This is a genomic window from Calothrix sp. CCY 0018, assembly GCF_963920925.1.
Lineage (GTDB): Bacteria > Cyanobacteriota > Cyanobacteriia > Cyanobacteriales > Nostocaceae > Rivularia.
On record NZ_CAWUDI010000003.1, the window covers coordinates 46,482 to 73,063 of the forward strand.

General features: G+C 37.6%; 21 protein-coding genes, 1 pseudogene and 1 CRISPR repeat array. Of the genes and pseudogenes, 10 read left to right on the forward strand and 12 right to left on the reverse strand.

Annotation, left to right across the window (positions count from 1 at the left end):
- Positions 1 to 43 precede the first annotated feature (43 nt).
- The 3 genes from ACM03V_RS02825 to ACM03V_RS02835 all read left to right on the forward strand — a co-directional run bounded on the left by ACM03V_RS02825 (position 44) and on the right by ACM03V_RS02835 (position 5,234).
- Positions 44 to 1,129: an ABC transporter substrate-binding protein gene (locus ACM03V_RS02825; RefSeq protein ID WP_414619239.1), complete on the forward strand. Its 1,086-nt coding sequence runs from the start codon at positions 44 to 46 to the stop codon at positions 1,127 to 1,129.
- Between the two features lie 412 nt (positions 1,130 to 1,541).
- Positions 1,542 to 2,447 (forward strand): ABC transporter permease, encoded by a 906-nt coding sequence (locus ACM03V_RS02830; protein WP_414619240.1) that lies wholly within the window; start codon positions 1,542 to 1,544, stop codon positions 2,445 to 2,447.
- Positions 2,448 to 2,813: 366 nt separating this feature from the next.
- Positions 2,814 to 5,234 (forward strand): sucrose synthase, encoded by a 2,421-nt coding sequence (locus ACM03V_RS02835; protein WP_414619413.1) that lies wholly within the window; start codon positions 2,814 to 2,816, stop codon positions 5,232 to 5,234.
- An 8-nt stretch (positions 5,235 to 5,242) separates the two neighbouring features.
- Here ACM03V_RS02835 and ACM03V_RS02840 read toward each other — a convergent pair whose 3' ends face one another.
- The 4 genes and pseudogenes from ACM03V_RS02840 to ACM03V_RS02855 form a co-directional block, all read right to left on the reverse strand.
- Entirely contained in the window at positions 5,243 to 5,971 is a 729-nt protein-coding gene (locus tag ACM03V_RS02840) for a peptidoglycan-binding domain-containing protein (RefSeq protein ID WP_414619241.1), read from the reverse strand.
- A gap of 145 nt (positions 5,972 to 6,116) precedes the next feature.
- Positions 6,117 to 6,833, reverse strand: a complete 717-nt coding sequence (locus ACM03V_RS02845; RefSeq protein ID WP_414619242.1) for a peptidoglycan-binding domain-containing protein — start codon at positions 6,831 to 6,833, stop codon at positions 6,117 to 6,119.
- A 1,028-nt stretch (positions 6,834 to 7,861) separates the two neighbouring features.
- Complete coding sequence (locus ACM03V_RS02850; protein ID WP_414619243.1) at positions 7,862 to 8,701, reverse strand: tetratricopeptide repeat protein; 840 nt, start codon at positions 8,699 to 8,701, stop codon at positions 7,862 to 7,864.
- 230 nt (positions 8,702 to 8,931) lie between these two features.
- Positions 8,932 to 9,232: pseudogene (locus ACM03V_RS02855) on the reverse strand (c-type cytochrome).
- Between the two features lie 481 nt (positions 9,233 to 9,713).
- On the opposite strand from ACM03V_RS02855, the gene ACM03V_RS02860 reads away from it, so the two are divergent.
- Together ACM03V_RS02860 and ACM03V_RS02865 are read left to right on the forward strand one after the other, a co-directional pair.
- Positions 9,714 to 10,448 carry a glutathione peroxidase gene (locus tag ACM03V_RS02860; protein ID WP_414619244.1) on the forward strand — a complete coding sequence of 245 codons (735 nt, stop codon included), beginning with the start codon at positions 9,714 to 9,716 and terminating at the stop codon, positions 10,446 to 10,448.
- A 260-nt stretch (positions 10,449 to 10,708) separates the two neighbouring features.
- Positions 10,709 to 11,044, forward strand: coding sequence for a hypothetical protein (locus ACM03V_RS02865; protein WP_414619245.1), 336 nt, complete (start codon positions 10,709 to 10,711; stop codon positions 11,042 to 11,044).
- A gap of 133 nt (positions 11,045 to 11,177) precedes the next feature.
- Here the strand turns inward: ACM03V_RS02865 and ACM03V_RS02870 are convergent, their stop codons facing one another.
- Positions 11,178 to 12,539: a UDP-N-acetylmuramoyl-tripeptide--D-alanyl-D-alanine ligase gene (locus ACM03V_RS02870; protein WP_414619246.1), complete on the reverse strand. Its 1,362-nt coding sequence runs from the start codon at positions 12,537 to 12,539 to the stop codon at positions 11,178 to 11,180.
- A gap of 481 nt (positions 12,540 to 13,020) precedes the next feature.
- The gene (locus ACM03V_RS02875) at positions 13,021 to 13,464 is read right to left on the reverse strand and encodes a tellurite resistance TerB family protein (protein WP_414619247.1); all 444 of its coding nucleotides are present in this window, start codon (positions 13,462 to 13,464) and stop codon (positions 13,021 to 13,023) included.
- An 873-nt stretch (positions 13,465 to 14,337) separates the two neighbouring features.
- On the opposite strand from ACM03V_RS02875, the gene ACM03V_RS02880 reads away from it, so the two are divergent.
- Positions 14,338 to 14,934, forward strand: a complete 597-nt coding sequence (locus ACM03V_RS02880; protein ID WP_414619248.1) for a GNAT family N-acetyltransferase — start codon at positions 14,338 to 14,340, stop codon at positions 14,932 to 14,934.
- Positions 14,935 to 14,988: 54 nt separating this feature from the next.
- Here the strand turns inward: ACM03V_RS02880 and ACM03V_RS02885 are convergent, their stop codons facing one another.
- Positions 14,989 to 15,360 (reverse strand): hypothetical protein, encoded by a 372-nt coding sequence (locus ACM03V_RS02885; protein WP_414619249.1) that lies wholly within the window; start codon positions 15,358 to 15,360, stop codon positions 14,989 to 14,991.
- 90 nt (positions 15,361 to 15,450) lie between these two features.
- Positions 15,451 to 16,254, reverse strand: coding sequence for a potassium channel family protein (locus ACM03V_RS02890; RefSeq protein WP_414619250.1), 804 nt, complete (start codon positions 16,252 to 16,254; stop codon positions 15,451 to 15,453).
- Between the two features lie 142 nt (positions 16,255 to 16,396).
- Between ACM03V_RS02890 and ACM03V_RS02895 the strand changes: the two genes are divergently transcribed.
- The gene (locus tag ACM03V_RS02895) at positions 16,397 to 17,323 is read left to right on the forward strand and encodes a YihY/virulence factor BrkB family protein (protein WP_414619251.1); all 927 of its coding nucleotides are present in this window, start codon (positions 16,397 to 16,399) and stop codon (positions 17,321 to 17,323) included.
- Between the two features lie 579 nt (positions 17,324 to 17,902).
- Here the strand turns inward: ACM03V_RS02895 and ACM03V_RS02900 are convergent.
- The 3 genes from ACM03V_RS02900 to folK all read right to left on the reverse strand — a co-directional run bounded on the left by ACM03V_RS02900 (position 17,903) and on the right by folK (position 21,604).
- A complete protein-coding gene (locus tag ACM03V_RS02900; protein ID WP_414619252.1) occupies positions 17,903 to 18,037 on the reverse strand; it encodes a hypothetical protein in 135 nt (44 codons plus the stop codon).
- Between the two features lie 221 nt (positions 18,038 to 18,258).
- Positions 18,259 to 20,170: a CRISPR direct-repeat array (repeat unit 37 nt; unit sequence GTTTCAATCCCTAATAGGGATTAGTGTAAGTTTCAAC).
- A 240-nt stretch (positions 20,171 to 20,410) separates the two neighbouring features.
- A complete protein-coding gene (locus tag ACM03V_RS02905; protein ID WP_414619253.1) occupies positions 20,411 to 20,959 on the reverse strand; it encodes an NUDIX hydrolase in 549 nt (182 codons plus the stop codon).
- Positions 20,960 to 21,118: 159 nt separating this feature from the next.
- Positions 21,119 to 21,604, reverse strand: a complete 486-nt coding sequence (folK, locus tag ACM03V_RS02910) for a 2-amino-4-hydroxy-6-hydroxymethyldihydropteridine diphosphokinase (protein ID WP_414619254.1) — start codon at positions 21,602 to 21,604, stop codon at positions 21,119 to 21,121.
- A 237-nt stretch (positions 21,605 to 21,841) separates the two neighbouring features.
- On the opposite strand from folK, the gene ACM03V_RS02915 reads away from it, so the two are divergent.
- Entirely contained in the window at positions 21,842 to 24,526 is a 2,685-nt protein-coding gene (locus ACM03V_RS02915; protein WP_414619255.1) for a transglycosylase domain-containing protein, read from the forward strand.
- A 138-nt stretch (positions 24,527 to 24,664) separates the two neighbouring features.
- Positions 24,665 to 24,889 (forward strand): photosystem II assembly protein Psb35, encoded by a 225-nt coding sequence (gene psb35 / locus ACM03V_RS02920; protein WP_414619256.1) that lies wholly within the window; start codon positions 24,665 to 24,667, stop codon positions 24,887 to 24,889.
- 168 nt (positions 24,890 to 25,057) lie between these two features.
- Here the strand turns inward: psb35 and ACM03V_RS02925 are convergent, their stop codons facing one another.
- Positions 25,058 to 25,762, reverse strand: coding sequence for a PEP-CTERM sorting domain-containing protein (locus ACM03V_RS02925; RefSeq protein ID WP_414619257.1), 705 nt, complete (start codon positions 25,760 to 25,762; stop codon positions 25,058 to 25,060).
- A 411-nt stretch (positions 25,763 to 26,173) separates the two neighbouring features.
- Between ACM03V_RS02925 and ACM03V_RS02930 the strand changes: the two genes are divergently transcribed.
- Positions 26,174 to 26,485 (forward strand): hypothetical protein, encoded by a 312-nt coding sequence (locus ACM03V_RS02930; RefSeq protein WP_414619258.1) that lies wholly within the window; start codon positions 26,174 to 26,176, stop codon positions 26,483 to 26,485.
- Positions 26,486 to 26,582: the final 97 nt, after the last annotated feature.

Here is a 26,582-nt window from a genome sequence, read left to right on the forward strand (position 1 = left end):
GTCTTGATATATCTGAAGGAAAAATAGAAAAAATCTAAAATAGATGATTAGAAGAAGAGAACTTTTGACAGGGTTAGCTGCACTTTCTGGATTAATAACTGCAAGTTGCGGTTGGAGATTGGGTAACGTAAGAGCCACTTCTCAAGAAGCTGGTGCGCTTGATGAATTGCATCTTTATACTTGGACTCAATACACAGATAATCAATTATTAAAAACTTTTAGCGCTCAAACTGGGATCAAAGTACTCGCAGATGTATACGATGCTAATGAGGTCATGCTTGCTAAATTACAAGCAAGTGGTGGTGGTACTTACAGCCTGATTTATCCATCCGACTACGTAGTACAAAAGATGGTAGATAAAGGATTATTAAAGCAAATCGAACCCAAGCGTTTAATGGGCTTAGATAATTTGTTTGCCCGGTTTCAAAATCCCGAATACGACCAAAATAATACTTATAGCGTCCCCATGAGTTGGGGTACTACAGGCTTTATTTACAATTCCGAAAAATTAGAAACAGCACCGGAAGATTGGGATTATCTTTGGCAAAATCAACAAAAACTTTCTAAAAGAATCACTTTACTTAATGATGCGCGAGAAGTGATTGGTGGAGTTTTAAAAATGTTGGGTTATTCTTATAATTCAAAAAATGAAAAGCACATCGAAGAAGCTTACGAAAAGCTGCAAATATTAAAACCCGATCTAGCTGCTTTCAGTACCGATGCATGGCGAAATCAAATCATGTCCGGGGATTTACTTTTAGCAATGTGTTATTCATCAGATGCTTTTCAGATAACTAGAGAAAACCCCAAACTCAAATATATAACACCTAAAAGTGGTTCATCTTTATGGACGGATACAATTGCAATTCCCACAACCACCAGTAATATAGATGGTGCCTACGAATGGATTAACTTTATGTTAAAACCAGAAGTAGCAGCCCGCATGAGTCAACGTTTAGGTGTTGCAACTCCAAACCGCGCCGGTTTTGAATTATTGCCCGAAAAAATCCAGAATAATCCAACTTTATTTCCACCAGAAGAAGTGTTAGAAAAATGCGAACGTCTTAGCCCCGTTGGTGAATTTGAAGAAGTTTACCAGCGCTATTGGACTAAATTAACAAGCGGTTGATGTGAGTTAGGAATGTAGAGACGTAGCAGTGCTACGTCTGTTGGGAGTTAGGTATAGTTATACTTTGACGGATTGTATTTTAATATTGGTTGTTGAAATTTTAGGACTTGTTATCTTTTGTCGTTTATAATCAAAACCCGCCAAGGACTGCAAGTCCCTGGCTAATAGCTCAAGTCCATTAAAATGGACAAAAATCTCAACGATCAAATTCTCTGAAATTTAGGATTTACGAAAAGCCCCCCTTAACAAAGGGGGGTTGGGGGGATCTTAACGTTAGGAATACCAAATTTAACGTTGTGGTTGCCTAAGTGCTGAAACTTAGATTCGTTTTTCCAATTTTAATAACTCTTAACTCCTAACAGACGTAGCACTGCTACGTCTCTACATTCCTAATTCCTAACTCTTACATTCCATGACTACCAAAATCCAAACTTCCCAACCAAATGATTACCAGAAAATTAAAACCCGAAAATCGTCACAAAATTGGTTTCAAGCTTTAGTATTATTGGCACCTGCTGCCCTAACGCTTTTATTATTATTAGTTTTACCAACGCTGATAATTATTGAATTAAGCTTTGTACCGGGAATTAGACCTGGAGATATTGTAAATCCAAGTGGTTTTGAAAATTATTTACGCATTTTAGATCCTCTTTATTTACAGGTAATTAAACGCTCTTTACTTTTAGCTTTAGCTACTACAGGTATTTGTTTAGTTATAGGTTTTCCGGTTGCCTTTTGGATTGCACGGATGGCTCCAAAACGATGGCGAAATCTGCTACTTTTAGCTTTTATTCTACCTTTATGGACTTCCTCGCTACTTCGTTCTTATGCTTGGATTACAATTTTACGTCCCACAGGTTTACTTAATACTGTATTAGCAGATTTCAATTTACCAACTTTAGATTTACTTAACAGTACTCAAGCTGTATTAATTGGTATGAGCTACAATTTGCTGCCTTACATGGTGTTAATTTTATATGCTTCCTTGGAAAGACTAGATCAACGCTTGCTCGAAGCAGCATCCGATTTAGGAGCAAATTCCATACAGGTGTTCGCGAGAGTTACCGTACCTCAAGTTTTGCCCGGTATTGCTGCTGCTTCGATGCTGGTATTTATCACTGGTTTAGGAGATTACGTTAATCCCGAATTACTCGGTGGTGCAGCTAGCATGACAGCCGCACGGTTAATTTACAATCAATTTCTTGGTACCGCTCAAAATTGGGGTTTTGGTTCCGCCTTGAGTACCGTGTTGATTTTGCTGGTGAGTTTGGCGATCGCCTTTTTAATCAAGTTTGGTGAGGGCGCACCCGAAAGATAATTTTTTTCATATACAAGGTAAGTCTAATAAAGCAGCAGATATATTTTCATAGGATGATTTTTAGCCATCTATTCTATTAATTTAAAGGGGCTTGTAGTAGCACTTCAGTGCATCCAAATTCGGAGGCGCTGAAGCGCTACTACGAACTTTAATTATCTTTATATGATAAAGATAATCGAATTGTTAGCTCAAAATTATTAATTAATATTACTTCTTTTCTCTTAAGATTGTACGTCTTTAGTTAGAGTGCAAAAATAAATTAATACGCTATCTCTAAAAGAGTAAAAGGTAATAAAGCAGATTTAAAGCTTTTCCTTTTGCTAATTAGCCATGCAAAAAAACAACATTAAACTTATCGGAGCTACCATGTCAGAATTAATTAAATCTGTTTTAGATAGTGCAGAAAAAAGTGATTTCCGGTCTTTTTTAAGCGATTTACGACAGCAAGAAAATAGCTATTTACTGCGTAACGATATACTTAATGCTTATAGCGATTATTGTTCTAAATATAAAAAATCTGAAGAGTTTTATACGGGTTCTAACTTAAGTAAATTAATTTACTATACTCAAGAAATTATTCGAGAAGAATCAAGCTTTTGTTTTATTATTCGTCCCAAAATAGCTTCTCAAGAAGTCTTTCGCTTAACGTCTGACTTAAATATTGAGAATATGACGACAAAAGAATTATTGAATGTACGCGACCGTTTTGTCAATAAATATAATCCGCAAGAAGGCGATCTATTAGAGCTAGATTTTGCTCCTTTTTATGACTACTCTCCACAGATTCGCGATCCGAAAAATATTGGTAAAGGAGTAGAATTTCTTAACCGCTATCTCTCAAGTAAGTTATTTGCAGACTCCAAACAATGGTTAGAAAGTTTATTCAACTTCCTACAACTGCATGAATATAACGGCGTTCAACTGCTAATTAATAGTGGTATAAAATCTCAACAGCATCTTTCTCAACAACTTAAAAATGCGATAGATTTTGTCGGAAATCGTTCACAAGAGGAATCTTACGAAAGTTTTCGCTTTCAGTTGCAAACGATGGGCTTTGAACCAGGTTGGGGTAATACATCTGCTCGCGTTTTAGAGACTCTAAATATTCTTGACGAATTAATGGATTCTCCAGATCCTCAAACCTTGGAAGCGTTTATTTCCCGGATTCCGATGATTTTTAAAATTGTCCTGGTGTCTTCTCACGGTTGGTTTGCCCAAGAAGGAGTTTTAGGTCGTCCAGATACTGGCGGGCAGGTAGTTTACGTTTTAGATCAAGCTAAGACTCTGGAAATACAACTCCAAGAAGATGCACAATTAGCAGGTTTAGAAACATTAAATGTTGAGCCAAAAGTCATTATTTTAACTCGTCTGATTCCTAATAGTGACGGTACTCTTTGTAACCAACGTTTAGAAAAAGTCCACAGTACCCAAAATGCCTGGATTTTACGGGTTCCGTTTCGGGGATACAATCCTAATATGACTCAAAACTGGATTTCCCGGTTTGAAATTTGGCCTTATCTAGAAACTTTTGCTATTGATGCGGAAAAAGAACTATTAGCAGAGTTTCAAGGCAGACCAGATTTTATTGTTGGCAACTATACAGATGGTAATTTAGTTGCATTTTTATTGTCGCGTCGTCTGAAGGTAACTCAATGTAACGTAGCCCACGCTTTGGAAAAATCTAAATATCTATTTAGTAACTTATACTGGCAAGATTTAGAAGATAAGTATCATTTTTCATTGCAATATACCGCCGACTTAATTGCAATGAATGCAGCAAACTTTGTTATTAGCAGCACCTATCAAGAAATTGTCGGAACAACCGATAGCGTCGGACAGTATGAATCTTATCAATGCTTTACCATGCCAGATTTGTATCATGTGGTAAATGGTATTGAGCTGTTTAGTCCCAAATTTAATGTAGTACCTCCAGGAGTTAATGAAAATTGCTTTTTCCCTTATTCGCGAAAAGAAGAACGGGTTGAAAATGATTCCCAAAGATTGTCAGAATTGCTCTTCACTTTAGAAGATCCAACTCAGGTATTTGGCAAACTTGACGAGCCAAATAAACGCCCATTATTTTCAATGGCGCGTTTGGATAGAATTAAAAACCTTACGGGTTTAGCAGAATGTTTCGGTCAAAGTAAGGAATTACAGGAGCGTTGTAATTTAATCTTAGTAGCAGGTAAATTGCGCGTTGAGGAATCGGGAGATAACGAAGAACGCGATGAAATTATTAAACTTTATGATGCTATCGAAAAATATAACCTTCACGGTAAAATCCGCTGGCTGGGAGTACGTTTGTCTAAAGCTGATTCAGGTGAAGTTTACCGAGTCATAGCCGATCGTAAAGGAATATTTGTTCAACCTGCTTTATTTGAAGCTTTTGGTTTAACAATTTTAGAAGCTATGGTTTCAGGAGTGCCAACTTTTGGCACCCAATTCGGCGGACCTTTAGAAATTATTCAAGATAAAGTAAATGGTTTTTACATTAATCCGACAAACTTAGAAGAGACAGCCAGCAAAATATTGGATTTTGATGCCCAATGCCTTAAAAATCCTAACTATTGGAATGAAATTTCTCAGGCTGGTATAGATAGAGTTTACAGTACTTATACTTGGAAAATTCACGTTAATAAATTGCTGACATTAGCGCGAATTTATGGTTTCTGGAACTTTACTTCTAAAGAACAAAGAGAAGACTTGCTGCGCTACCTCGAATCATTATTTTACTTAATCTATAAACCAAGAGCGCAACAACAATTAGAACAGCATCAATATCGCTAAATATATAGTTAAATACTTACGCCCTCCTCGGCGAAATTGCCGCCTTCGCTTCTTTGCCAAGGATAAATTGGGCGATCGCCAAGCATGGGGATTTCCATCGAGTCTTTTTTTGTATGCAATGCTGCATATCTTGTCAATTCTCGCCAAGTCCGAGATCCAACTATCCCATCAGCGCTCAACCGTCGATTCGCTTGAAAGGCTTTTACCGCTGTCTCTGTAAGTACATCAAACCTTCCATTTATACTCACGCCGTAACGATTATAAGTCAACAGCGTTTGCAATACTCGGACAGCATTCCCACTATTGCCATAACGTAAAACTGGTAGCTGTTGACCTTGATAATATTGCGCTAGTAAACGCTCTTCTGCATCATATAGGGGCTTTTGTGGCATATCCCATTCTTTCCTCACATATGGGATTTTGTTTAACAAAGGCTCGGCATTCATAGAATATTTTGATCCAGGAGAAAAAGTAGCTTTTCTCTGATGCTTCTCTATTGAATTATCAAAACCCAGTCGAGAAATTTTGCTTGAAGCAATTGGAAGTCTTTTTTGATACTTTATTGTAGACGCGGACAAGTTGGATCGAGATCCGTTACGAAAAACAAAAGTAGACAAGTGCTGACTAGATAAGCCTTGATAAACTTTTTCCGGTTGAACGTTAACTAGAGAAAATGTAGGCAGAAACGGTTGCCCCTGCGTTACAAAGCTTGCCACCAGCAAACCCAGTACGGTCATCTATTTGACCTCCTAATACCTACACTACTTATGACAGCACCATAAGTTTACATCCGGAAAAACTCTTAGAGCAAATGTATTATAGAACACTCCCACCAACATTTTTTTTAAGGTATGATTCAAAGTATTCTCTTCTACATTGTTATTACCTTGTTAATTCTTGCCAAGTTTGTTGTCCAACTACACCGTCTACAGTCAAATTCCGGTTGCTTTGGAAAGCTTTTACGGCAATTTCTGTAAGTGCGCCAAAATTTCCATCAACTCTAATACGATAACCATTGGCTATTAGCAGTCGCTGTAAAACTCTGACGGATAGCCCGGAAGTACCGAAACTCAAATTAGGCAATCTTTGATCGTAGCTGACAAAAAACTTTCCTGAGTTCGTTTGTCTGGGATTAGGACTTCCTGCAAAAGTCTGTTGCAATTGAGGAGTAACATAGGGAGTATTTTCGATAGCGTCTGTCAAACTAGGTGGAGAAGTTGAAGGCAATATAATCTCTCCCTTTGTTGAAATTGAATTGTCTAGCGAGGAAGTTTCTAAAATAATTGGCTTTTGCTTTTTTGTTACAGAAATAACCTTACTCGCCAACCGACAACAATCAACGGAGTAAATTCTATTTCTAATTTTTCTAAGTACATCCTCATTCTTTTTAGAAAAAACTGTTGAGGCTATCTGAATTCCATTTGGCCCAATAAATTCTGGTGGTGTTATGCGAGCAAGAGTACAATTACCAGCTGATTGAATCAGATTTGATTCTTTAACGCCTAAATTAAGCTCAACTGCTGTTTCATTAAATAAATAGGGCACAGATGGATGTCCTCTTGTAAGGGCGCTTGCTATCAGCAATCCAATATCATTCATGGTATTTCATTTTACTAATACCCATATTTTCTTTACACAGAGTTTCATACTGTTCTTCCGGAAAACTGCGTACTTATACTTAAAAAAAAATATTATTGGCAAAAATAGAAGTATGTAGATGCGAGCGCGGATATTTTTCAAACATTTTTCTTTATATTGAGAATAGGGAACATCCCTTTAAGGTAAACACAAATAGTAACGCCCTTGAGATATTCCTTTTTGATGAATATTTCTTCGTTTTTGATTCAATCTGTGAACTTTATTTGTATTTGTGCAATTGTAATCTGCAACTAAATTATAGAACTGTAATTACTGTTACCCACTACAAAATCTGTCACAATATATCTTGAATTTAAAAAAAAAAGTGCTTTTTAATATCTTTTATACTTGCATTCAATTTTTAATCGGGAAATAATCCATAATATAATCCGAAAGTATTAGGCAAAAAAACTTACTGCTAAGTATATAGATGTAATTAATATAAATTAGTGCCTGAAATTAATATATACATCAAACTAAAGATTAGATTTAACTACAATCAAGCATAATTAAACTTACTTAGATTATTGATTAGTATTTCATTTAACAGGAAATTGCAATTAGATAACTGTAAATACTACTTAGTGGTAGTTATCCATGAACATTGTTGTTTAAAATTGTGGTTGTAAAAAGATTGAGTTTTTTAGATTACCTTGAACAACCGTGTTATTCGCATTAAATATAGAGTATTAGGCATCACAAAGTCATAAATCCTTGATATTAACTAAGCTCTTCTCAAAAAAACGGATTCAGTCGGGGGAGCAAGACGCTTCCACCACGAAAACCCCTCATATTTAATATGGTGGGTAGTATTCCTTTGCATTAGTTTTAAAGGGTTTGTAGTAAGTCCTTAAGAAGGATAAATCGCTTACTACGAACCTTATCAAGGGTTTATTGTATGTAAACACCAAAAATTCTTTTCTCCCCCCTCTCCCCCTCTTCCTCCTCTTCCCCTGCCTACTCCCTACTCCCTACTCTCTGCTCCTGATTTAAGTTAATAAAGCTTTAGATGTAAAAGGAGAGTCACGACGCAATATTTTGATTAAATAAATAATTTGATGGAATTGCTGCATTTTTCCATAATCGCGAAAATATTCGGCAGCTTGAAGAAAATCAATATGTGCTTCAGAGTGTCTACCACTTTTATACAAAGCAAAACCTCTGCCAACATAGGCTGCACCTTGTTTGCGATTTAGTCGAATTGATTCGGTAAAGTCATCGATCGCTAATAAATATTTGTTTAGCTGACGAAAAGCATAACCCCGATTGCAATAATAGTTTGCATCTTCCATACCTAAAGCAATTGCCCTGCTAAAATCTTCAATAGCCAACTCAAAGTTTTTTAACTGTAGGTAGGTTTCGCCTCTATCGTTATGTATGGCTACTTGTAACTGAGTATTATTTTCAGATATTAATTCTAATGCTCTGTTATAGTCACTGAGTGCTTTTTGATAACTTCTTTGCTCGAAATATACTAAACCCCTGTCATAGTAAGCCCGGAAGTCATTTGGATTAGTTGTCAGAAAATAATTAAAATCGGCGATCGCGGCTACGGGTAATTGTAATTTATAATACGCTAATCCCCGATTTAGATAAGCTTCAAAAAAATCTGGGTTTTGCTCTAAAGCCGTATTACAGTCTGCGATGGCGTGCTGGTAATCTGATGAATGCAAGAAAGCTAAACAGCGGTTGTAATAAGCTTTAGTATAATTGGGATTAATCTCAATTGCCCGATTAAAATTTTCAATCGCTGCGGCGTATTGATCGCTTTCGAGTCGATCGATCGCTAATTCAAATAAGTCTTGCGAGCTATCCTGGTTTGATGCCAAAGCCCCACCCGGAAAGGAAAATAGCATTAGTACAATAACCATCACCAAACTGAGAGAGATTTGGTAAAACCGCATGAGTATTAGTAAAAAGATAATGGTTTACAAGAGAACTGTTAATACATAATAATTAGTGGCTTATAATTATTTTTGTCGTAGTTATCTATACGAAAAAACAAATATTAACCACTAAATTTTCGAGCTAGTTACTCTTAGAATTTCAAGTTAAACTTTTACCAACCTTTGTCAGCTTGAGCCAAAACATATTCTGCAAGGCTTTCTATCTGCTCGGAAGATAAACGTTTTCCCGCCCTCAGGCATTGCATTTTTACCATTAACTACTTGGTAAACAATTGCATCTTTAGAATACATATCGTATTTCTCAAGAGCATCTTTTTTCAAAGTTTTCTGTGCATTAACTAAATTTCCTCCACCTGCATGACAAGCCGCACAATTTTGTTTAAACAGCTTAGCGGCTTCCTCGTGAGAAGCAGCCATAGCCACGGGTTTAAATACGGTTTCTTCTTTAGAAATTACTTCAACAGATTTAGCAGCTGTTGCAGTTTCAACAGGTTCGGTAACTGTCTTAGTTTTCTCAACCATCTTTGTTACTTCTACAGGAGCAACTGTAGCTTGAATTTCCTCACCACAAGCGTAAGTGACAAACAATAAAGGTATCACCAAAAACACAATATACAGTATTCTTTTCATAGATATTTTTGCTGTAATTAACCGCTGTAAAGCAATTTGCACGCTCAAGCTTATCGCTAAATATGCGGTTATTAAATGACAGAAATATACAAATAGGAAAAGAGTCAATGAGGAGTTAGGAGTTAGGAGTTAAGAGTTAGGAGTGAGAAATTTTGGATTTTAGATTTTAGATTTTAGATTAGGAATTATCTTCCCCTTGTCTCCTTGTCTCCCCATCCCCCCATCACCCCATCTTCAAATGGTTGACAAATGTACTCATAACGACTACGCTTAAGAAGTTGTATTTATCATCAGAGTTTTATTTATGCTGCCTAATAAAGAAGGTCAAAAAGTTCCTAACGTTACTTTTCGGGTTCGCGAGAACAATGATTGGAAGGATATCACCACTTCGGAATTATTCAAAGGTAAAACTGTGGCTGTGTTTTCTTTACCTGGAGCGTTTACTCCAACTTGTTCTTCAACGCATTTACCAGGATACAACGAACTGGCTCCAGCTTTTAAAGAAAATGGCGTGGATGACATCATTTGTATTTCGGTAAACGATTCCTTCGTAATGAACGAATGGGCGAAAAATCAAGAAGCAGAAAATGTGACATTAATTCCCGATGGTAACGGTGAATTTTCGGAAGGCATGGGGATGTTAGTTGATAAAACCGATTTAGGGTTTGGTAAGCGTTCTTGGCGCTATTCAATGCTTGTGAAGGATGGCGTAATCGATAAAATGTTTATCGAGCCAGAAGAACCCGGCGATCCATTTAAAGTATCCGATGCAGATACAATGCTTAAGTATATTAATCCTCAAGCTGCAAAACCCCAGAGTCTTTTCATGTTTGCTAAAGAAGGTTGTCCTTTCTGCGCTCGTGCCAAAGAGATACTCAAACAACAAGGTTTAAGTTACGAAGAAATTACCTTGAACAAAGATTTTACTACTCGTGGTTTAAGAGCAGCTACAGGTGCAACCACAGTTCCTCAATTGTTTATCGATGGTAAATTAATCGGGGATTCCGAAGCGATCGCCGCTCACTTTGGCGCTAAGTGAACTTTGGCGCTTGTTATTCAAAAAAATTGAAATATACGGGAAAATATACGGAGACGTTGCACTGCAACGTCTCTACATAAATCATTTGATAATATAAATTGAAACCTAAAAATGATTTTTAATATTTTGATATTTTGATATTTTGTAATTAATCTTAATTTTTTATTAATTAAGTCAGAAATATATATTTGAACACATTTAGTTTTTTCACTAAAATATTACATAAAATGGTAGCAAGTGGAAAATATTAATAAAAATTGATGCTTGATATTAACACCATCGCAGAGTTTTCTCGCAACAACTGCGTAACAATTTGTGCCTTCTTGGTTCCAGCGAATTTAATCGCCACAACATCCACAATGATTCTTGCTGCACTTCATCGTCCGTTGTCTCAAGTTTCGCAATCAGTGGCTGTTGCTGGTTTTTTCGCAGCAATAATGATACTGCACGTTTACACCTGGTTTGCAATCGGTATCGTTGCCATTCCTACTTATATTTTATTGTGGTTAGCAATTACCTGTTTATTTACAAATTTGGGCGCGTTTTTATTTCAAAGACGTTACATTCGGACTTACTTTTTAATTGGCGATAGATGATTGGGCATTGGAGGGGAGATGCGGAGATAAGGGGACAAGGGGACAAGGGGAACTTTAACCTTTAACCTTTGACCTTACTTGCTCCTAACCCCTAACTCCTAACTCCTAACTGTTCACTGTTAACTGTTCACTGTTAAGAGTTCCCGCTTAAGTCTTCGCGCAATTGACTTACGACTTTATCGAGTCCGACTGAATGGGCTGCTTTGAATAAGATGCGATCGCCATCTTGGATGTATTGTTTTAAGCTGTTTGCTAGTTCGTCGTGGGTAGAATAGCACTGGATAGGGATGCCCATGCCACTTTTGGCTATGGCTTGTGCGTCGGTACAGTCAGCTAATACCATCAAACTATCTAAGTTTAGAGAGCTTGCTGTTTTACCTACGAGTTGATGCAAATATAAGGATTTATCGCCAAGTTCTTTCATTGCGCCTAATACGGCAATGCGTCTCTTTCCTGGTGTTTCAGCTAATAAATTCAATGCTGCAACCATTGCTTCTGGTGCAGCATTATAAGTTTCATCTAAGATTACCACGTCGTTGAGTAAGGTAAATTGCTGGGAACGTCCACCTGGCATATCTACCGCGACACCGTTTTTGAAACAATTCCAATCAATGCCTAATACTTGTGCAACTCCTAAAGCTGCCATGTAGTTGGCTGCAATATGTCTTCCCGGCATCGGTAAAGGTAAACGTAAACCGGCTATTTCCAAAGTATAGTTATCAATCAATTTACCGTGAATATCTCCCCCAGTGAAACCGAAAGTAATAACTTCGCCTTGCCAAGCTTTTGCAGCAGTTTCCATCAATAGAGGATTGTCGTAGTTGAGGATAGCTACCCCATCCGAAGGCATTTCTGCCAATAATTCACATTTTGCTTGGGCTATGGCTTCCTCCGACTTGAGTAACTCGATGTGCGCGGTTCCCACATTCGTAATTACGGCAATTGTCGGACGAGTTATTTGAGTAAGTTCGGCAATTTGTCCCAGCCCCCGCATCGCCATTTCGATCACGGCGTAATCATGCTCGGCAACTAAATCTAAAAGAGTTTTTGGTACGCCAATTTCATTATTAAAATTCGCATAAGTTTTGTGAACTTTTCCCTGAGTACCTAGAACCCCAGCAATTAACTCTTTGGTTGTGGTTTTACCCACCGAACCCGTTACCCCAATTACGGGTATTGAAAATTGATTGCGCCACCATTGACCAATTTTTTGATAAGCTTCCAAAGTATTTGTGACTTGCAATACGGGAAATTGCGGATTTTCGTATTCAAAATCAACAATTGCTGCACAAGCCCCTTTTTCGATTGTTGTAGCGACAAACTTATGTCCATCAAACTTTTCACCACGAAAAGCTACAAATACTTCTCCCGGATTAATAATTCGACTGTCTGTTTCTATACCAACAAAAGATTGTGCGAGTGCTGTTTCTGAAAGATTTACGCTTTTAGCACCAAGCAATTCAACTAGCTGTTTGAGAGTGGCAGAACAAGGCATAATACCGGGTATTTAGGATAATGATGCGTTAATTGATTCAGTTCACAGAATTGTTGAAATTACGAGGAGCAACCCTCGCAAACAAAGTCCTCTAATCCTATAGTTCTTTTAGGGAAAACATAAAGTACCGAATTTAACATTTTTACATATTGTTGTCACATCGAATCAAAAAAAGATGGGGAATTGGGAGTTAGGAACGTTTATATTTTCTCCCCCCTCTACCCCCTCTACCCCCTCTACCCCCTCTACCCCTACATTCATCCCCAGCAAAATGTACCACCACGAGTTGAGACTCATGATGGCACATTTCAAAAACATAGTTAGTTATTCAATTTTATTTATCGAGTTATGGTATTTGGAAGCAACTATTAAGTAAAAAATACAACATTAAGGTTTAATACAGTACTTTTCGATTTTCTATATCGCTTCTACCGATGCACTGCGGATGGAAAAATATTAAATTTTAACTCTGTCGTAGCTACTATCCCCGATTTTTGATCAACATCACTTCGATGATTTTTTGACCTATTTCACTGCGAATCCGTAAAGCTTGGTACAACTCAGTCAAGAAGTCTTCTTCTTCGGCAAGGATACCATCAGCCAAAACTAAATCGGTGGCGATCGCAAAAGCTGTTTCTCTTAAATCTTCCTGTATGGAGTCTTTGGCAGTATCAAATAGACTATTTACACCTTCGTGTCTAATAATACCTGACAATTGGTCAAGCATTGATTGCATCTCATCTTTAGAGTGCCTGTTTAACATCTTTAAATTAGACAAGGCTTGATAAATGTCGCTTGCTTGCTTTTGTGAAGGATTGCCGTCTGAAGCAACTGCAATTAAAGCAATAGCAGTAAAAGCTTCTGCCTGACTGAGTGCATTTTGTACTCCACCTTGAGAACCGGACGCTTTATCGAATAGACTCATTACAACTTATTCCTTAAATAGGGTCTTCGTAGCAGTGTATATACTTATTTTTTTTATTTTTAAGTAAATAAAGCTACCGAATAACTGTATAAGTATATTGTGCCCAAGATTAGTCCAAAGCGAACACTTGCACTCAGTTTTTTGATGAATTATTATTCTTTTTCCGTAGTTTTAATGAAAATGCTTGGGATAGGAATTGCCTCGGCTTTCTTTTTCTATTGTCTCAACAACTGCCAACCCGATTCCAGATATCGTAAGTAGCAACATTATTGAAGCCAAGAAAGCTTTTACGAATATGTATAGGGCTTCATCGAAGAAAATATAGGTGGTCATAACTTGTATACCTGAACTCTGTAGTAACTAACGCTCTGGCAGTTCTCCAATAGGTTGGCGTTGTATTTCCGCCAAGAAAACTTGCTTTACTGGTATCTTAACAAAACTTTAGCTTTCCAAGTGGTATCGTTATAACATTTTCTTTTAAAGTAATATGATTTTTATATGAAATTTAATTAATGCTGGTTTTATCGAGATTTGATTGTTTCAGAATATTGCTATTAAGTTAGATAAAAATATAATTAAATACAAGTTAAATTAGTTACAAGGGTATGATGTTATTTAATTTAATTCTTTTTTAATTCTTTCTTACTTTTTTTACAGTTTTTAATAGTCGAGGACTTACGCCATCGCAATGATTAAGTAAGTATTCCCAATAATATTCCCCCCAACACCCGCTAATTTGGCGACTTTGGGTAAGTTCTACAGTCTTCGAGAGGTAACAACAAAAAGGGAACATCTAATAGGAAACCAAAATATAATATTCGTTCCCGATACGATCGCGACCATTACTATATAACAAAATTGGGAGTATAAAAAATGGAATTAGCTTCCTACCTAATTAGTAAAATATTTCAAGAACGGGTGCAAACCGATCGCTCTTTATTGAATATAGAAATAGAGTGCGCTCGCCTTTTACTAAAATCTATATCTTTGGCATATAAAAAACCGATTTTCGACACTTTTACCGAAGAAATTACGACGTATATGTATCCTCGTCCAGCTAAAAACATAGCTGAGACAGCATCATTTATCAAAAATTCTTTAGAAGGGATGAAAAACGAACACGAATTAATATTAGTAATTTTAAAAAAAGATTCCCAAGAATTTTTAGGTTGTGCTGGAATTCATCGCATCAATAGCAAACACCCAGAATTTGGTATTTGGTTGAAAAAGACAGCCCATCATCACGGTTATGGCTTAGAAACAGTTACAGCCATGAAAAACTGGTGTGAAGAAAACCTAGATTGCGAATATTTTACTTACCCAGTGGATGAAGAGAATTATCCCAGTCGCAGAATACCAGAAAAATTGGGCGGGGAAATTGTGAGAACTTATCAAAAAAGAAACCTTAGCGGTAGGATTTTGAATCTGGTTGAATACAAGATACAGTTATCAGCGAACAGTGAACAGTGAACAATTATCAATCTTAACTCCCCATCTCCCCATCTCCCCATCTCCCCATCTTGCTTAGGAGCGTGAAAGAACTAATAGAAAGCATATTAATAGCAAGCCAAATATCATCAATAAACCTTGATTGCGTCTTATCCAATTATTGATACTTACATTCAAACTGGGTTTTTGATTTTTCTGCTGTAATTCTAATTTGCGTTCTTCTTCATTTTGATAAAGAGTACATTCTTTAGCGTGGGGACGTTTGGGATAATTACAAGTATCGTCAATATGGTAGGTACAGGTTTCGCAAAGATACTCATCCCCCGCAGCGCGATGTAATGGAATACCGGGATGTCCGTAAGCTTTAAGCTCAGTACGACAAAAAGGACAGGTAACTGCCTGAGAGTTTATAGTTTGTTTGCAGCGAGGGCAAGTTGTAGTGTCCACAGCCGATACCAAATGTTGTGTTTGAATATTCCGATTTTAACCGAACGGCGAACGGTTATCAGTTACCAATTACCAATTACCAATTACCAATTAATTATTTTTCATTTCTCGAATTTCCGCTCTCAATGCTTTGATTTCTTCGTGTAAAGCAATAATCGATTTGGAACTGGCTACTGATGCTTCTTCGTCTTCGGCATCTCTACCGATGAAAAACGTAGCTATTGATGCTGTAAAATAACCAAATACGGTGAAGGCATAGAGAGCTAAGATAAAACATAATACTCTTCCTTGGGGAGTTTGCGGGGAATAATCGCCTCCGTAAGTTATCATCAACATTGCCGTCCACCACAAGGCATCAAGGTAACTTTTGAATCCTTCTCCATCAGGAAGATTGCTTTCAAATGCATATATTCCCGCAGCACCTACGAAAGTCACGATTAGAGTTAGTCCTAAAACATAACCAAAGTTTCGCCGATTCATGGTAGCTCTCAAGGCTCGCATTCCGCGATTGAGGGAGCCGACTATCCGTAATAAACGTAGGGAACGTGTAGCGCGAGCAACTCTGGCTAAACGTAACACTCGCACAAATCTGAAAATTCTTAATGCTGGAACTAACAGGGAAATACCTATGAGCCAGTTATTTTTTAAATACTTAAGTTTGCGTGGAGATATGCTAAATGTAAATAGAAAATCAAAAATAAATATAATCCAGATAGTTGTAGAAACGGCATCGAGAAACGGATTTGTCCCCGAGATTAGTTCCACAACTAATAGCGCTAGCCATACAAAGCCCAGCACTATCATCGGTATTTCTAGCCAGTCGTCGACTTGTTGAACAAAATCAGTTAATTCTCGATCTAACTCGTATTTTTCAGTTTGATTTATTTGTGACATCGGTTGGTACTGTACTGTAAATTATTTTGCAATTCTTCCTCAAGAAAGCGATACAAATACCTTTGGGAAGATGCCTTTAGATAGATATTTTTAGTATTAATGAATAATTAAGCAGCCACATCCCGCTACAAGGAGAATTTTGATGAGTGTAAAGCAAATTTGGAGGTTATTAAAGGAAACCTTTAAAGAATGGAACGATGATAAAGCTTCTCGATTGGCTGCTGCTTTGTCGTATTACACGATTTTTTCTTTAGCACCATTGTTGATTATTGCGATCGCGATCGCGGGGGCTGTATTTGGGGATGAAGCGGCTAGTGGCGAGATTGTACGCCAGATTCAAGGTTTGGTAGGTAAAGCTGGTGCGGAAGTGATTCAAACGGCTCTGCAAAATGCTCAAAAGCCAGATACCCGCAATTTCGCTTCAATTATCAGTATTGCGGTTTTATTATTTGGTGCAAGTAACGTTTTTGCTCAAATCCAAGATGCACTCAACACGATTTGGGAAGTTGAACCAAAGCCAGGAAGAAGTATTTGGCAAACGCTTCGCAAACGTTTTTTATCTTTTGCAATGGTTGGTGGTGTAGGCTTTTTATTAATGATGTCGCTGATTGTCAATGCTGTTTTAACTGGAATGGTTAACTACTTTGGCAGTTTAATTCCGGGTTTTGATTTCTTGTGGCAATTTGCTAACTTTGCGATTTCTTTTGCAGTCATCACTTTACTGTTCGCTTTAATTTACAAATTTATACCAGATGCCAAAATTGCTTGGAATGATGTCTGGGTTGGTTCAGCTATGACTTCATTATTATTCGTAATTGGTAAATCTCTCTTAGAATTATATTTAGGTAGCGGTAGTTTCGGTTCGGCTTACGGTGCAGCAGGTTCGTTGATAGTTCTTTTAGCCTGGATTAACTACGCTGCTCAAATTATTTTCTTTGGTGCCGAGTTTACCCAAGTTTATGCCAGTAAATATGGTTCTCACATCGTTCCAGATGAAAATTCAAGGAGAGTACCTCAAGCAGATAAAGCAAAGCAAGGAATGAAGCGCAGAAATTCCTCTCAAGAATAATTTATAAGTTAGGCATTTCAGACGTTTAGATCCCCCCAACCCCCCTTAAAAAGGGGGGCTTTTCGTAAGTCCTATATTATACAAAAATTTAGAAACCCGGTTTTTTTGAACAGCCGGGTTTTTCTGTGTGTATCAAAATATATCAAAGATTTTTTAATTCTCATTTTTCTCAGAAAAACCTTACCAAAACCTTAGCTACCCATCATCAGCGACTAAGAGTCATCCTCGATAATCAATATCAGCAACCAAGAGATGTGCATAAATCATTTGCACTCATCCCTAGATAATTAATGTTCTAGCAAATCAATCAAAATCAACTTTGGAGATATCAAATCATGGAATTCATCAAAAATTGGGCTTTGTTCGTATTTATCTACTTTGCAATTTTATTTAGTGCTGATAGAGGTACAGCTAAGGAGTTTTTTGAATATATTTTTGTTTATGACTAAATTGTATGAAGCCGCGAAATTTAACTTCGCGTCTTTAACATTTAATTGCAAATTGATTTATCATCAATGCACCAATATAAAATTCCGATTAGTTTTTCTAAAGTCGTAGGTTGGGTTAGACGCACCACAATCAAAAATGATTAACCAGTTGATGTCCGATTGCGTCGTAACCCAACATCGGTGTTTTAATTTTATCGGAAATTCCCAACATACATTTATGGATGAAGTCGTAGGTTGGGTTAGACGCAGCTTCATATTTAATCATCAACCAATTAATTAGATTGCGTCGTAACCCAACATCGGTGTTTTAATTTCACACGGAATTTCCAACATACATATATAGATGAAGCGCCTTGTTTGCGGAAGGTTGTTTAATATTGTTTTAGGTTAAATTATTTGGTTTCGTTTTCCAAGTTATGTTGGGTTTCGTTCCTCAACCCAACCTACGAACTTTTTAAGATAGTTACAGACAAAGATATTGTCCGCGTTTCAATCCCTAATAGGGATTAGTGTAAGTTTCAACCTTCCCTACGGTACTATATTTTGGCTATATGGTAGGGTTTCAATCCCTAATAGGGATTAGTGTAAGTTTCAACCTCTTGAATTACATTTTTAGTAGATAGTAGGGTGTTATAGGCGGTTTCAATCCCTAATAGGGATTAGTGTAAGTTTCAACGATAATCTTATTCGCAATCTAGTAGTATTTTGATTGTTTCAATCCCTAATAGGGATTAGTGTAAGTTTCAACTTTGATTTGTGTAATAGCTCTTTTGAGCAGTCCTGTTTCAATCCCTAATAGGGATTAGTGTAAGTTTCAACCTTCGGATGCTTGACTAATATTGTCATCGGAATTAGTTTCAATCCCTAATAGGGATTAGTGTAAGTTTCAACTGATGTAGAAATAATCGAAAGGGTAAATGCTATTGGTTTCAATCCCTAATAGGGATTAGTGTAAGTTTCAACCGAATATTTGCAGCAGTATTTGAGTAAAGTAAAGTTTCAATCCCTAATAGGGATTAGTGTAAGTTTCAACCTTGCATCTTTACTTCCCATGAAGGGTAAATCATTGTTTCAATCCCTAATAGGGATTAGTGTAAGTTTCAACTATGTATCCAGATTTCTTTGCCCAAAATGTAGAAGTTTCAATCCCTAATAGGGATTAGTGTAAGTTTCAACCTCAGCACTAACAGGAATAGCTACTGAGTCATAGTTTCAATCCCTAATAGGGATTAGTGTAAGTTTCAACTTACCACCAAAAATCACTCATCAGCAAGGGCATGTTTCAATCCCTAATAGGGATTAGTGTAAGTTTCAACCTCCCCGGATTCCTTGCTCTCCTTGAATTCCTTGCTCTCGTTTCAATCCCTAATAGGGATTAGTGTAAGTTTCAACTTCCTCTTCTGGAGTAGGCATTCTGGTTTCTGTTGCGTTTCAATCCCTAATAGGGATTAGTGTAAGTTTCAACTTCACTCAAACTCTTTTCACCAAGAATTAGTAGCAGTTTCAATCCCTAATAGGGATTAGTGTAAGTTTCAACGATTCCGGTTTCATTCTTTCATCTTTTTCAGTGTGTGTTTCAATCCCTAATAGGGATTAGTGTAAGTTTCAACTAAAATGCCAGTGGCATTTTAAAACTTATGGGTATGTTTCAATCCCTAATAGGGATTAGTGTAAGTTTCAACAGAAACTTTGCAAGTCTTAGGCTTAATATCCTAAGTTTCAATCCCTAATAGGGATTAGTGTAAGTTTCAACCCCGTGTCATTGCCGTAGCTACTAATGGGTACCCCCGGTTTCAATCCCTAATAGGGATTAGTGTAAGTTTCAACTCAGCAGAATTAGTCGCTGTTGCTGTCAGATTTGTTTCAATCCCTAATAGGGATTAGTGTAAGTTTCAACAACAAAGGGAATCTGCCAAAAAGGAGCAGTTAAATGTTTCAATCCCTAATAGGGATTAGTGTAAGTTTCAACACCTAAGTCATTGCTCAGGCACGTAAATAATTCAGTTTCAATCCCTAATAGGGATTAGTGTAAGTTTCAACTAGCAACTAGAACCGTGGTTAGATATTGGTGTTGCAAGTTTCAATCCCTAATAGGGATTAGTGTAAGTTTCAACGATAGTGGGATTTTTGCGGAATTCGCGATCGTTAGTTTCAATCCCTAATAGGGATTAGTGTAAGTTTCAACCGGCGGTGACTTACTATCAAGCTGGAAAACTATTGTTTCAATCCCTAATAGGGATTAGTGTAAGTTTCAACGTAGTAGAAGTTTGCGGGTTAAAAATAAAAATAGTTTCAATCCCTAATAGGGATTAGTGTAAGTTTCAACTCCCTCGTAAGATATGAGTTTTTCCACCCCGCTAAGTTTCAATCCCTAATAGGGATTAGTGTAAGTTTCAACTGCTAGAGTTTGAAAGCCTTTGCATATGGAGTTTTCAAGGTTCGGTTTCGCGGATGGGGTAATCATAACACAAAAAATAGCGATCGCCCTCAACGAAAAACGCTGAAACTCGCTCTGTATACGGTTCGCGGATGGGTGCTGATTCATAAATGCTTTAAACGCTTGCCAGTAGGTTGATTCAGAGATTTTTTGCTCAGCTTGGTTTTGCAGAGCCTACCATCCGCGAAAAAAATAATTATTTCAACTCAAATAAGGACGAGCTAACATAAAACTCGAAATTGATTTAGAATCTACTGGCTCTCCTTCTAAAATCGCTTTTTCCAACTCTGCGGGAGTGACATATAAAACTTCTATATCTTCATCTTCATCTAAGTTGAGCGGTTCTTCCAATTTTTCTAAATCTTCAGCTAGATATGCATAGATAATCTCGTCTGAATAGCCTGGTGCTAAGTAAAATTTTCCTAAATTCTGCCATTTTCCGGCACGATAACCCGTTTCTTCCTGTATTTCTCGTTGAATTGTTTCAAAAGGACTTTCGTTTTCTTCTACTGTACCGGCAGGAAATTCCAACAATCTTCCACCAACTGCGAAACGATATTGACGCAAAAGTATTAATTTACCTTCTGATGTTACGGGTACGGCTAAAGCACCGCCAGGATGACGAATGCATTCCCAGTCTCCTTGTGACTTATTAGGTAGTCGCAAGCGATTTACTTCAAAATTAAATTTTCGCCCTTCGTAAAATAAACGCTGCTTTAATAGCTGCGGCAATTCTCTATCTAATGCCATAGTAATCGTTTAATTTTGTTCAACAACTAATCATTTCCACAAAAAACTTGATTTTTTATCAACTCTGTTGTATATTTTGACCGTCTTTGTACAGATACAAAAATTTTAAATTAAAATATACTCCGACTTTAGGAGGAAGATAATCCAAAATCTAAAATCTTAATTGTCCGTTAATAAATATACATCCGAACAGTCCACTTCTTTTACTAGTTCTTTTATCAGACGTTTGCTAACTGGCTCTACCCAATCTGGAGCTATTTCGGCTAAAGGTACCAGTACAAAAGCCCGCTGCGTCATTCGCGGATGAGGAATTTGTAGAGTTGGGGTATGTAATATAAAGTCATCGTATAATAACAAATCTAAATCTAAAGTACGCGCTCCCCAACGTTGTTTTCGTTCGCGTCCAAATTGATTTTCTATTTCTAATAAAATTTCTAACAGCTTGAAAGGTTCGAGATCGACGGATATAGTGACGCAGCCGTTGATATAATCTGGTTGTGCTGGCCCAACAGCTTTGGTTCTATACCAACTAGATTTCATCTTATATGTAATACCGGGTACTTTATGTAGAGTTTTTACAGCTGCATTTAAAATTGTCGTTGAATCCCCTATATTACTACCAAGGGCAATAACGCTATCATGCAATTTAATATATCTCCCAAATACAAAGAATTGCCTTGATATTATGATAAGTTACTTGATATTACTGATAAAAATGTGTTTTAAGATACAAATTGTTGGAAGGAAATCTAAAGAAAAGTTTCTAAAAGAGTAAATCTATTTAAAAATTTATAGGATATTATACTAACACGAGTATGGGGCAACAATCTAGAACGCTTTTCGTGGTGGTTAGACTGCAATTAGTCGAAGGGAGGAACTAACGTGGCGAAGTTGACCTCTTGGTTCAAGCAAAGAGCAAATAGCTTGAGTAACGGACTTAAGAATAAGCCGAGTTTAAAATCGGATCGAGTTGATAATAATTCTGAACAAATTACGCAAGAAACGCTCCCAAGCGAGTTGGTGGGAGCGAGGAAAGATGGAGATGATTCGCCTTCTACACAGTTAATTACTAAAAAATTATCGCCTCCTCCTCATTGGGTGGAGATAGAGGGCGATGCGGTACCTACTGAAGAATCACCAGAATCACCACCAAAAACTTTAAAGGGAAAAGCCAAGTTATTTTTAGGTAACACAAAGCATTTTTTGGGTGAAGCGAAAAAAGTTTCAAATAAAGTGCTTGATAAACTTCCCGGCAAGGGAAAACCGCTTTATCGTCGCTACTGGTTTTGGACTACTTTAGGTGTCAGTGGCGGGATAATGGCTGTCAGTTATGGTGTATGGTCGATAGATAAAACTTTACCTTCCAAAGACCAATTGACTGCTGCTTCCAGAGAAAAGACTTTGACAATTAAAGCTGGTAACGGTGCAATTTTGTATCAGCAGGGGGAAGCAACAAGGGAAAAACTGAAGATAAAGCAGATTCCCGATAGATTGCAAAAAGCTTTTATTGCTTCCGAAGACAGAAGATTTACCGAACATAATGGCATCGATGCCAAAGGAATTTTGCGGGCTGCTACTAGTAACTTGCGATCGCAAGATGTGGTGCAAGGTGGAAGTACCATTACGCAACAGTTAGCGCGGATTCTATTTCTGAATCGCAATAAGACGGTAAATCGCAAACTGCAAGAAATTCGTTTGGCTCAGAAATTAGAGCAAGAGTTAACTAAAGACGAGATTTTAGAACGGTATTTGAATTTAGTATATTTAGGCTCTGGTGCTTATGGTGTAGCGGATGCGGCTTGGGTTTATTTCTCAAAGCCTGTGGGTGATTTAACTTTGAGCGAAATGGCGACAATTGCTGGTTTGGCTCCTGCTCCCAACGTGTTCTCACCTGCGGAAAATCCAGAGGCTGCCAAACGGCGGCGCAATTTAGTATTACAAAGGATGCTAGAAGATGGATTTATTACAAAAGATGAGAAGCAAACAGCAGTATCGGAACCTTTAACTGTTAAAGCTAGTTTGCCCAAAAGATACAAAGTACAAGCGCCGTATTTTATCTCTTATATTCAAAAAGAATTACCAAAATACGTAGAAAAAGATGTATTAGAAGCGGGGGGATTAGTAGTAGAAACTACTTTAAATCCAACTTGGCAGGAAAAAGCAGAAGAAGCAGTAGACAAAACCTTGCGAAATCAAGGGCGCTGGCAGCGATTTAAACAAGCTGCAATGGTTTCCATAGATCCGCGCAACGGCGAAATTAAAGCAATGGTTGGCGGTAAGGACTTTGGTAAAAACAAGTTTAATCGCGTTACCCAAGCCCAAAGACAACCAGGTTCGACATTCAAAGGATTTGTTTATGCAGCAGCAGTAGCAGCCGGAAAAAATCCTATGGATGGTTATTTGGATGCACCAATAGTAGTTGATGGTTACGAACCGAAAAACTACGATGAAGGCTTCCGGGGCTGGATAAATATGAGAGATGCTCTCACTAGGTCAATTAATATTGTCGCGGTGAGAATATTAATGAAAGTAGGATATCAACCAACCATTGACTTAGCGCACAACATGGGGATTGAATCCGAAATCAAACCCGTTATTTCTATGGCTCTTGGTTCCAATGAAGTCAATTTATTAGAATTAACCAGCGCTTACGGTACGTTTGCCAATAAGGGAATGCATATAAAACCTCACGGTATTACCCGCGTTCTTAGTCGTAACGGTGAAGTAGTTTGGTCGGCAGATTTTAAAGGAAAACGAGGATTAGATGCTGATAGCTCGGCGATTACGACCTGGATGTTGCGAAACGTAGTCACATCCGGAACAGCTACCCGCGCTCAAATAGATCGTCCCGCAGCAGGTAAAACGGGCACCACCGACGAAGCTAGAGATTTATGGTTTGTCGGCTTTATTCCTCAATTAGTAACGGGTGTATGGCTGGGTAACGACAACAACAAACCCACCAATGGCGATAGCACCACCGCTGCTTACACTTGGCAACAGTTTATGAAAGAAGCTACCGATGGAATGCCCGTCGAGAAGTTTCCCGAACGACCTAAGTTAACTGGAAGAAAAGCTACTATCAAAGCACAGCCAATTAAACCCAGACGATTTATTACTAAGTCAGTACCTTCCTCAGACGATTCCGACGACGATACAGAAACCACAACTAATAGAAATTCTTCACGACGCAGAAGTACAAGAAGAAGTACTACTAATAGCAGTTCCCGAAGCAGTAGCAATCGTCGAACTAGGAGTACAAGAACTCGTCGCAGAAGAAGCACTCCTCAAACCCAACAAAAACCAACTACTAGGACGCGCCGTCGTCGCAGTAATACTAGTTCTGGTTCATCCAATAGAAATTCTTCAAATCCATCTCGCACTCAAAGACGCACGAGAAGTAAACCAACTTCCACAACAAGAAACAGAAGCTCATCACCACCAGTAAGGAGAAAACGTTCCTCGGCTCCTAAACCTAAGAAACAATCGGCACCAGCACCAAAGAAAAAATCAGCACCAAGTTCATCGGGTTCATGGCGTGAGAGGCTCAAGCCAGGGAGTTCACAGTGATGAGTTAGGAGTTAGGAATTAGGAATTAGGAATTATAAATTTTCTCCCCCCTCTCCCCATCTCCCCATCTCCCCCAAAATGGTACGCTGTATTTAATACATTCATAGGTAATGTTGCCTGTTTTAGGAGAAGAAATTCATGCCTTTATTAATGCAAGCTGCCACTCAAACAGGGGCTGAAAGTCCTTTTCAGTTTCCTTTGGCTTTCACGCTGGTTTATGTAGTTGGGTTTATAGCAGCTGTCAGTATTGGTTCGATCGCCTGGTACAATTCTAAGCGCCCTGCTGGTTGGGAAAGTAAAAAGCGTCCTGATTTTGTACCTGAAGTTGAAAAAGAAGATAATCCTGGTTTAGGTGGCAATTAGTTTAAGTACTTAATTTAAGTAAAAATAAAAAAATAAGCCGGAGAGTTGCTTCCTCCGACTTTATTTATGTAAAAGGTAATAGAAAATGGGTAACAGCGAACAGTGGGAAGAGATTTATTTCAAACTATAATTCCCTGAATCCCAAATAATCCAAAATCTAAAATAATATTACGCAGCAGCTTTCTGTTTGATTTTTTTGCTTGCACGTTTACGACGAGTTGCTACTAATCCAATTCCTACAACTCCAATCCCGAATATTGTAGTTGGTTCTGGAACTGATTTAGATGTAGTTGTAAGGCTTACCTTGCCACCTTGATTAAAAGCAATATTGAATAAACCTTCTGCTTGTTGAGCATTAACCGAAGGTAGAAAAGCAGATATTAATGAAGACAAATTATATTCATCTGCAATTCCTGAAAATTCTTGTGCTGTGAATTCTTTGATGAAATCATCTGGTGGAAAATCACCATCACCTACATAATTAGAATTATCTCCTGCTAATACGCTTGGTAAAATATTTTGATATTTATCTGGTACAAAAGCCTGGTTGACTGCAAGGAAAGGATTTGGGTTTGCTTTTACATCGTTCAAGCTTAAACTCTTACTAAAACCTAAAGCTCCGAAAGATGAATTAAAATCTGTTAGCTTGTAGCTGAATAAACCAGAATCCGCTCCTGTTTTTTCAGTTTTGGTGAAAGAAAATTTTCCCGTTGCTACTTCAGTCTTTAAGCTATTTGAGGTGATGCTAAATTCGGAAGTGTAAGACATAGTTGCAGCTTGCGCTGAATTCGCCATCATGGTTCCGGTTAAAGCAACCCCTGCAACAGTACTAGCTCCAAATAAAGCTGCTTTTTGAAAGATATTTGAAAACATATTGACGATTCCTAAAATTTTATACAGGTGATGATTAAACTGTTTGCAGCCTAACATCAACACTTTCAAAGTTTCCAGAGGAATCGTTACTTCTTCATCAAAGAAATAATTACATCTTCAAATAGCGGTATTTTTACCTGTAATAATGTTAGTTGACAACAATAATGTTAGTTGACAACCATTTCGGTGCGTTACGCTTTTCCCGTAACCCTCCGGAGACGTAAAATTTTACGTCTCTACAACCTGTCGGAATTAATGAAATTAATGTGGTTATCAAGATTGATAGATTCACAAAAAATAAGCCGAAGAGATAATCCCTCCGACTTGATTGAAATATTGATTACAGTTTTTTAGCTCAATTTATAACCAGAAGTCGTTTACTTCTTAGGTGGGTTAGTAGCGGGAACAGGTTTGTTATTATTTGTTCTTTCGCCAGCGGGTTTAGTAACGGTAACAGGTTTGTTGTTATCTGTTTTCTTACAAGCCTTAACCCTACCTGGTTTACAAATAACCATACCTCTTTTAAGACTTATTACCTTGGTTCCTTCTGTTTGCGATTGGCTAAAAGATGAATTTCCGGTTTCAACTTTGGTATTTAAAATATTTGAAGTTAGAGTTAATTCGGAACGATTAGAAGTTGCTGCTTGTGCTGAATTCGTTGTAAGGGTTCCAGTTACGGCAAAACTTGTTAGAGTTGCAATTCCAATTAAGGTTGCTTTTTGAAAGATTTTTGAAAACATATTTATTGTTTATAAAAAAATATTACTAAGCTGTACTGATATAACCTACAGCTTAACCACAAGGATTCCCACGATTTTCG

What these genes read in the sequence shown, in the direction of transcription:
- ACM03V_RS02875 (WP_414619247.1), bottom strand. Translation starts at nt 13,464, where the DNA reads ATGAGTCTATTCGATAAAGCGTCCGGTTCTCAAGGTGGAGTACAAAAT.
- ACM03V_RS02925 (WP_414619257.1), bottom strand. Translation starts at nt 25,762, where the DNA reads ATGTTTTCAAATATCTTTCAAAAAGCAGCTTTATTTGGAGCTAGTACT.
- ACM03V_RS02905 (WP_414619253.1), bottom strand. Translation starts at nt 20,959, where the DNA reads ATGGCATTAGATAGAGAATTGCCGCAGCTATTAAAGCAGCGTTTATTT.
- ACM03V_RS02860 (WP_414619244.1), top strand. Translation starts at nt 9,714, where the DNA reads ATGCTGCCTAATAAAGAAGGTCAAAAAGTTCCTAACGTTACTTTTCGG.
- ACM03V_RS02880 (WP_414619248.1), top strand. Translation starts at nt 14,338, where the DNA reads ATGGAATTAGCTTCCTACCTAATTAGTAAAATATTTCAAGAACGGGTG.
- ACM03V_RS02895 (WP_414619251.1), top strand. Translation starts at nt 16,397, where the DNA reads ATGAGTGTAAAGCAAATTTGGAGGTTATTAAAGGAAACCTTTAAAGAA.
- ACM03V_RS02865 (WP_414619245.1), top strand. Translation starts at nt 10,709, where the DNA reads ATGCTTGATATTAACACCATCGCAGAGTTTTCTCGCAACAACTGCGTA.
- ACM03V_RS02845 (WP_414619242.1), bottom strand. Translation starts at nt 6,833, where the DNA reads ATGAATGATATTGGATTGCTGATAGCAAGCGCCCTTACAAGAGGACAT.
- ACM03V_RS02870 (WP_414619246.1), bottom strand. Translation starts at nt 12,539, where the DNA reads ATGCCTTGTTCTGCCACTCTCAAACAGCTAGTTGAATTGCTTGGTGCT.
- ACM03V_RS02840 (WP_414619241.1), bottom strand. Translation starts at nt 5,971, where the DNA reads ATGACCGTACTGGGTTTGCTGGTGGCAAGCTTTGTAACGCAGGGGCAA.
- ACM03V_RS02900 (WP_414619252.1), bottom strand. Translation starts at nt 18,037, where the DNA reads ATGATTAAATATGAAGCTGCGTCTAACCCAACCTACGACTTCATCCAT.
- ACM03V_RS02830 (WP_414619240.1), top strand. Translation starts at nt 1,542, where the DNA reads ATGACTACCAAAATCCAAACTTCCCAACCAAATGATTACCAGAAAATT.
- psb35 (WP_414619256.1), top strand. Translation starts at nt 24,665, where the DNA reads ATGCCTTTATTAATGCAAGCTGCCACTCAAACAGGGGCTGAAAGTCCT.
- ACM03V_RS02890 (WP_414619250.1), bottom strand. Translation starts at nt 16,254, where the DNA reads ATGTCACAAATAAATCAAACTGAAAAATACGAGTTAGATCGAGAATTA.
- ACM03V_RS02835 (WP_414619413.1), top strand. Translation starts at nt 2,814, where the DNA reads ATGTCAGAATTAATTAAATCTGTTTTAGATAGTGCAGAAAAAAGTGAT.
- ACM03V_RS02825 (WP_414619239.1), top strand. Translation starts at nt 44, where the DNA reads ATGATTAGAAGAAGAGAACTTTTGACAGGGTTAGCTGCACTTTCTGGA.